A 7,198-nucleotide genomic window follows, 5' to 3' on the forward strand; every position below is an offset into this window, starting at 1 on the left:
CACCTCGATATACGGAGAACTCATGGACATCATGCGCAAGGTCGCAGTCGGGGCCGTCGCGGTGGCCGGCCTGTCTTTCTTCGCCGCGGGGACGGCCGCGGCAGACCCGGTGCCGGCCCCCATGCCGCCGCCGCTACCCGCGCCGATGCCGGTCCCGTTGCCTGCCGGGACATACCTCGGCACCACCAACGTTCTCGGTGGCGACCTGATCTGGAAGGGCAAGACGTTCGGGCCCGGGTGGGTCATGGACAACTTCGGGGTGTTCTTTCCGTACATCTTCGGCATGACCACCCCGGAAGCGGGCGGTTCCCTCGTCAGCGACTACAGCCCCTCCGGGCTTCCCTTCCTGACCGACCGGATCACCCCGAGGCCCGACGGCACCTACGAGGGCACCGTCTACATCAACGGCAACCCGGTGGCGGGGTACGCCCTCCACAAGTAGGCAACCGGCAAGGTTCTACACCTTCGACGGCGCAAGCGGTTCGGGAATCGAGTCCGGCGCCGTGAGGTTGGCGCGACGGGTGGGAATGACCAGCGTGATGGCCGCGGCGACGAGTGCGACACCGCAACCGATCAACAGGCCGGTTCGGAAGCCGCCCTCGGTGGGCAGGGTGTGGCCGGCGACCTGGACGCTCATCTGGGCGAGGACCACTCCGACGACGGCCGCGGACACCGCGGTACCGACCGAGCGCATCAGGGAGTTGACGCTGTTGGCGGAGGCGGTCGCGGACTGCGGCACGGCGCTCATCACGAGTGCGGGCATCGCGCCGTAGGCCAGGCCGACGCCCGAGCCGCAGATGCAGGTCACCACGACCAGGCCCCACGTCGACCCCATCAGGAACATCGACGATCCGTAGCCGAGCGCGATGACGAGGCTTCCGACGAGCAGGGTTACCTTCGGTCCGCGGGTGGACGACAGCTTGGCGCCGAAGGGGGAGACCGCCATCATCATCAGACCCGAGGGGGCCATCCACAGGCCCATGGCCAGCATCGACTGTCCCAGGCCGTATCCCGTCGACGCCGGCAACTGCAGGAGCTGCGGAACGATCAGGGACTGGGCGTACATGGCGAAGCCGACGACGACGGACGCGGCGTTGGTCAGCAGCACCTGACGGCCGGCGATCACCCGCAGGTCGACCAGTGGTTCGGGAGTGCGGAGTTCCCACCAGCCCCAGGCCGTCAATGCGACGACCGTGGTCGCGAACAGACCGAGGGTGGTGCTGGTCGCCCAGCCCCAGTCGGCGCCCTTGGACACCGCCAGCAGCAGGGACACCAGTCCGACGCCCAGTCCGACTGCCCCGATGGGATCGAAGCGGGCCTTGGGCCCGTGGACGGGCGTGGCAGGCACGAAGAACCAGAGCAGCACGGCGATCAGCGCGCTGAGCCCGGCGGCGCCCCAGAACAGCACGCGCCAGCTCGCATTCTCCGCGACCGTTGCGGCGAGCGGCAGACCGAGGGCGCCGCCGATGCCCATGGACGAGCTCATCAAGGCGATGGAGGAGTGCAGGCGCTCGGGCGGCAGCAGGTCCCGCAGTGCGCTGATTCCCAGCGGAATCATGCCCACACCGATGCCCTGCAGCCCTCGGCCGATCACCATCGGGGCCAGGGACGTCGCGAGCGCACAGACCACCGAGCCCAGGACGAGCGGCACCGTGCAGATCAGCATCATCCGCCGCTTGCCGTACAGGTCGCCGAGACGTCCGGTGACCGGTGTCGCCACGGCGCCGGCGAGCAGCGTCGCGGTGATCACCCAGGACGCGTTGGAGGCGGTCGTGTCGAGCAGTCGGGGGAGGTCGCCGATCAGCGGCACCACGAGGGTCTGCATGAGCGCGGCGACGATGCCGGTGAAGGCCAGCACGGCGACGAGGCCGCCCGGTCGGACGGCGGGCATCGGACTGTCCACACGAATCTCCTCAACTGAGCGAAACACAATTTGTGCACCATACACAGCGTATGCATGGTGCACAACGTATGTATCGTGCAATGAGGCTTAGGAGGCGCGTTTTCCGAGGTAGGCGGCGGCGAGTCCGCACGCGACCACGGCAACCACCGACAGTCCGGTCGATGTCCACGCCCACGAGTCCGGCCCCGGCGCGCTCTCGGATCCGACGAGCGGCGTGTACGCCGTCCACCCGTAGTCGGCGATCAGCGGGACGGCCAGCGCGGCCGGGGCCGCCAGCGACATCGCGGTGACCGATTCGCTCGACGGCAGACTCGACGCGACCGTGTACGAGGCCGCGAGAGGAAGGAGAAGCCACGTCGCACCGACGTGCAGGTTGTCCCACGGTGGGTGCTCGAACAGCGCCGACGCGGCCACGACTGCGAGTGCCGCGATGCCGGACACCGGGTGAGGGAAACGCCTCCCGAGCACGGCACCCGTCAGCGCGAGCGCCGCCGGCACCAGCAGCCACGGCCAGGAGTCCGGGAACGCCGCCACGCCGATGTCCCCCGCGGCGACGAACGCCATCGCGGCAAGCAACACGATCCCGGTGCGGCCCTCCAACCACAGCGAGGCGGCGATCACCACCACGACGAGGACGAGTCCGAACATCCACCGGCCCTGCATCGCACCGTCGGCGCCCACGTTCCAGACACGACGAACGAACCACCAGTACAGCACCAGCCCGATCAGCGGCAGAACGATCCCGGTGACGAGGGCGCGCCCGCTCACCGCGACCTCCGTCCGCTCACCGAGGTCGCCGGACGCGAGCGTGACGGCCAGAACCACGGCCGTGAGCGCGAGGAGGGCCAGCGTCACCGGCTCGAACAAGGGTTCCGGAAGGTAGTCCGCGTAGCGCCGGGGAGCCGAGGTCCAGAAGTGGTCGATCGGGCCGGCGAGGAGGAGCCCGGTGAGCACCCCCGCCGCGAGTGCGGTCTGCAACCATGCCCGGTCGGCGGTGGCGCACAGTCCGACGAGACCGCCGAGGAGCAGGCCCGCACCGGCTCCGCCGAGGTACATCTCGAGGTCCCACGGCCCCGTCGCCGGAGCGACACCCAGCAGCGCCAGGCCGGCGAACGACAGCGTCGACAGGATCCGGCGGGCACGAACCAGCGCTGCCACCAGGACGGCGACGATCGCGGCGAGGAAGGCGCCTGCGGCCGGACCGACATACAGCGCGTCCAGGCGGTTGCCGTCGACCACGAACGCGAACTCACTGGACGTGGTGGACGTCAACGCAATTCCCGCGACGAACCCGCCCAGCAGCAGGCACACGTGCGAGATCCTGAATGTCATCCCCTGAGCATCGCGTAAGGGCACCGGCCTTGAAGTGACCGACGCGCAGGAGAAGGCTGGAGGTCGTGCTGTGTCCGCGGCAGAGAAGGGGTGGTCCGCTTGGTCATCGACAACGACGTCTACAACCGGGTGGGGGAGTCGTGGTGGGAGGAAGACAACCCACTCAACCTGCTGCACGGAAGTCTGACGCCGGGACGATTCGCCTACTTCCGTAAGGTGCTCGGCGAAACGGTCGGTCGTGACCATCGCGGACTCCGCGCCCTCGACGTCGGTTCGGGCGGCGGGTTCCTCGCGGAGGAGTTCACCCGCATCGGTTTCCGGGTGACGGGCATCGATCCGTCCCCGGTGTCGGTCGACACCGCACGGCGTCACGCCGCCGACTCGGCCCTCGACATCGAGTACCGCATCGGGTCGGGCGAACAGTTGCCGGTGCCGGATGCCGCGTTCGACGTCGTCTACTGCTGCGACGTCCTCGAGCACGTGTCGGATCTCGACGGAGTGATCGCCGAAACGTCCCGTGCGCTGAAACCCGGCGGCCTGTACCTGTTCGACACCATCAACCGCACATTCGCCAGCAAGCTCGTCGCGATCAAGATCATGCAGGAGTGGCGGATGACCCGGATGTTCGACACCCCCATCCACGACTGGTCGATGTGTATCCGTCCGGCGGAACTGGCACCGATCATGGAGCGGCACGGTCTGCGGCTCGGCGAGATCGTCGGGCTCGGGCCGCGGTCGAAGAATCCTCTTCGGCTCCTCGACCTCGCCCGGGCGGGCGGAACACGGCTCAGCTACGGGGAGTTGAGCCGCCGGCTCGACTTCGGGCAGATCAGGAGCACGGCCATCTCCTACATGGGATTTGCGGTCAAGAACGACGAAAGCCCGCCGCGACGACGCGACGGGCTTCCGGACGGGCGTGACTAGCTGTAGTCGTAGAAGCCCTTACCGCTCTTCTTGCCGAGCTGTCCGGCGTCCACCTTGCGCTTGAGCAGCGTCGGGGGAGCGTAGTGCGGCTCGGCGAATTCCGCGTACAGCGACTCCGCCGCGGCGAGGGTGATGTCGAGGCCGACGGTGTCGATCAGCGTCAGCGGGCCCATCGGGTAGCCGCAGCCGCCCTTCATGGCCTCGTCGATGTCCTCGGCGGTCGCGTAACCCGACTCGAGCATCCGGACCGCCGACGTGAGGTACGGGATGAGCAGCGCGTTCACGATGAAACCCGCACGGTCACCGGCCCGCACCGTCTTCTTGCGCAGCGTGTTCTTCGCGTAGTCGGTGACCGCGAGGACGGTCTCCTCCGACGTGACGAGGCTGACCACGATCTCGACCAGCGGCATCACCGGCACCGGGTTGAAGAAGTGGACGCCCACGACCTGCCCGGGACGCTGCGTGGCGTTGGCCATCTTGATCAGCGGGATGGACGACGTGTTGGACGCCAGGATGCCCGACGGCTTCACGATCTTGTCGAGCTTCTGGAAGATGTCGACCTTGAGCGCCTCGATCTCCGGCGCCGCCTCGATCACGAGGTCGCGGTCCGCGAACTCCTCGATGTCGAGGGTGACCCGCACGCGGGCGAGCGCGGCATCCGCGGCGTCCTGGTCGAGCTTGCCCGCCTTGACCCCACGAGCCAGGGACTTCTCGATCCGGGCCTGCGCGGCCTCGGCGAATTCCGGCTTGGTCTCGAGGATGAGAACCGAGCTACCGGCCTTGATGCATACCTCGGCGATGCCGGCACCCATGGTGCCGCCGCCGATCACGCCTACTAGTTCCACAAATTCTCCTCACGTAGCCGTGCGCCTTTTTGGTAGCGGGAGCTACCAAAAAGGCGCACGGGCGGCGTAGCCGCCTACTTCAACAGTGCACGCGACATCACGACGCGCTGGATCTGGTTCGTGCCTTCGTAGATCTGAGTGATCTTCGCATCACGCATCATCCGCTCGACAGGGAAGTCGGTGGTGTAGCCGGCGCCACCGAACAGCTGGACGGCGTCGGTGGTGACCTCCATCGCGACGTCGGAGGCGAAGCACTTGGCGGCAGCGGAGATGAAACCGAGGTTCTTCTCGCCGCGCTCGGCGCGGGCCGCGGAGGTGTAGACCATGAGGCGGGCGGCCTCGACCTTCATCGCCATGTCGGCGAGCATGAACTGCACGGCCTGGAAGTCGCTGATCGACTTGCCGAACTGCTTGCGGTCCTTGGTGTAGGCGAGAGCGGCGTCGAGGGCACCCTGCGCGAGGCCGACGGCCTGCGCGCCGATGGTGGGACGGGTGTGGTCGAGGGTCTGCAGCGCCGTCTTGAAACCGGTGCCGGGCTCGCCGATGATGCGGTCGCCGGGGATCTTGCAGTTCTCGAAGTAGAGCTCCGCGGTGGGCGAACCCTTGATGCCGAGCTTCTTCTCCTTCGGTCCGACGACGAAGCCTTCGTCGTTCTCGTGGACCATGAACGCGGAGATGCCGTTGGCGCCCTTGTCGGCGTCGGTGACGGCCATGACGGTGTACCAGCTGGACTTGCCACCGTTGGTGATCCAGCACTTGGAGCCGTTGAGGATCCAGTCGTCGCCGTCCGCCTTGGCGCGGGTGCGCATGCTGGCGGCGTCCGAACCGGCCTCACGCTCGGACAGTGCGTAGGACGCCATGGCCTCGCCGGACGCGAGCTGCGGTAGGACCTGCTGCTTGAGTTCCTCGGACCCGTTGAGGATGAGGCCCATGGTGCCGAGCTTGTTGACGGCGGGGATCAGGGAGGAGGAGCCGCAGACGCGGGCGACCTCTTCGATGACGATGCAGGTGGCGACGGAGTCGGCGCCCTGGCCGTCGTATTCCTCGGGGACGTGGATGGCGTTGAACCCGGAGTTCACGAGGGCGACGCGGGCCTCTTCGGGGAAGCGTGCGTCCTCGTCGACCTGCTTCGCGTAGGGGGCGATCTCCTTCTCGGAGAGCGCGCGGATCGCGGACCGCAGTTCGTCGTGCTCTTCACCGAGCTTGAACAGATCGAAGTCCGGATTTCCGGCCATGGGGCGCTCCTTGCTGAGTCTCGACGGCACCGAGTCTGAATAGGCACTCCGTGCCAGGGTCATTGTCGTTCAGGCGGGCCGCAATGTTCGTGGTCGGCAAACTACTGCCACTACAGTGCAGTCAACCACGGCACTGAGTGCCAGTCAAGGGTGGTTGTCATCACCCGGCCGCCTCAGCCCCGGCGCCGGGACAGCTGGGCCTGGATGCGCCCGGTGATCTCGTCCACCGGCGTTCCCGGCGGGTACGACACCACCAGCACGGCGTCCTGTTCCTGCGTCGATGCCCCCGGAGCGACGCCGAACGTCCGGCGCACGTCGAGGAGGGCCCGCTCGAGTTCCTCGGCGGTGGCGTCGGGGTCGCCCTTGATCATGTTCCGGAGCAGGAAGTTGTGGCACGCGGTGACAGCGGCCGCGAATCCGATGACCTTCAGGGCCGGCTCGGTGGGTACGACGCCGCGCAGGTAGTCCACGAACAACCGCTCGTAGCGAAAACCGGTGACGATCTCCCGGTCGCGCAGGGCGGGCACCCGCTGCACCACCTGGTACCGGCGAGCCGACAGCTCCCGGTTCTCGCGAAACCTGTCGAAGACCAGGCCTGCCGTCCTGCAGACCGCCGCCCACGGGTCGTCGGAATCCGTGGACAGATAATCGCCTGCCTGCTGCAACAGCGATTCGTGATCGGCGAAGATCACGTCCTCCTTGGAGCGGAACTGGCGGAAGAACGTCCGCCGGGACACGCCCGCCGCGGACGCGATCTGCTCGACGGTCGTCGCCTCGTACCCGTTCTCGGAGAACAGCCGGATGGCCTGCGCCACGACGTGGACGCGGAAGTCCGCGGGATCGATGCCGGGTGTGTCGACGCGCTCGGTCATGGGGCCCAGTATCCATTGGCGGCTTTTGTCCCGCAGTGCCCTGGACCCGGCGCGTCCGAGGGGCGGATACTCGAAACAGTGCGTCCG

7 protein-coding genes are annotated in these 7,198 nt (G+C 67.7%); 2 read left to right on the forward strand and 5 right to left on the reverse strand.

Going from position 1 to position 7,198, the window contains the following annotated elements; genetic code table 11:
- Nucleotides 1–22 precede the first annotated feature (22 nt).
- Entirely contained in the window at nucleotides 23–442 is a 420-nt protein-coding gene (locus QM693_RS04705; protein ID WP_283351569.1) for a hypothetical protein, read from the forward strand.
- 15 nt (nucleotides 443–457) lie between these two features.
- Here the strand turns inward: QM693_RS04705 and QM693_RS04710 are convergent, their stop codons facing one another.
- Both QM693_RS04710 and QM693_RS04715 read right to left on the reverse strand, forming a co-directional pair.
- Nucleotides 458–1,903 carry an MFS transporter gene (locus QM693_RS04710; RefSeq protein WP_283351570.1) on the reverse strand — a complete coding sequence of 482 codons (1,446 nt, stop codon included), beginning with the start codon at nucleotides 1,901–1,903 and terminating at the stop codon, nucleotides 458–460.
- Between the two features lie 87 nt (nucleotides 1,904–1,990).
- Entirely contained in the window at nucleotides 1,991–3,235 is a 1,245-nt protein-coding gene (locus tag QM693_RS04715) for a hypothetical protein (protein ID WP_283351571.1), read from the reverse strand.
- 90 nt (nucleotides 3,236–3,325) lie between these two features.
- Here QM693_RS04715 and ubiG point away from each other — a divergent pair, with 90 nt between their 5' ends.
- Complete coding sequence (gene ubiG / locus QM693_RS04720; RefSeq protein ID WP_283351572.1) at nucleotides 3,326–4,159, forward strand: bifunctional 2-polyprenyl-6-hydroxyphenol methylase/3-demethylubiquinol 3-O-methyltransferase UbiG; 834 nt, start codon at nucleotides 3,326–3,328, stop codon at nucleotides 4,157–4,159.
- Here the strand turns inward: ubiG and QM693_RS04725 are convergent.
- The 3 genes from QM693_RS04725 to QM693_RS04735 all read right to left on the reverse strand — a co-directional run bounded on the left by QM693_RS04725 (nucleotide 4,156) and on the right by QM693_RS04735 (nucleotide 7,111).
- Nucleotides 4,156–5,004, reverse strand: a complete 849-nt coding sequence (locus QM693_RS04725; RefSeq protein WP_105422728.1) for a 3-hydroxybutyryl-CoA dehydrogenase — start codon at nucleotides 5,002–5,004, stop codon at nucleotides 4,156–4,158. The genes ubiG and QM693_RS04725 overlap by 4 nt on opposite strands.
- A 74-nt stretch (nucleotides 5,005–5,078) precedes the next feature.
- Complete coding sequence (locus QM693_RS04730) at nucleotides 5,079–6,239, reverse strand: acyl-CoA dehydrogenase (protein ID WP_009478133.1); 1,161 nt, start codon at nucleotides 6,237–6,239, stop codon at nucleotides 5,079–5,081.
- A 173-nt stretch (nucleotides 6,240–6,412) separates the two neighbouring features.
- Complete coding sequence (locus QM693_RS04735) at nucleotides 6,413–7,111, reverse strand: TetR family transcriptional regulator (RefSeq protein WP_283351573.1); 699 nt, start codon at nucleotides 7,109–7,111, stop codon at nucleotides 6,413–6,415.
- Nucleotides 7,112–7,198: the final 87 nt, after the last annotated feature.

The organism is Rhodococcus sp. IEGM 1305 (assembly GCF_030058635.1).
Taxonomy (GTDB): domain Bacteria; phylum Actinomycetota; class Actinomycetes; order Mycobacteriales; family Mycobacteriaceae; genus Rhodococcus_F; species Rhodococcus_F opacus_D.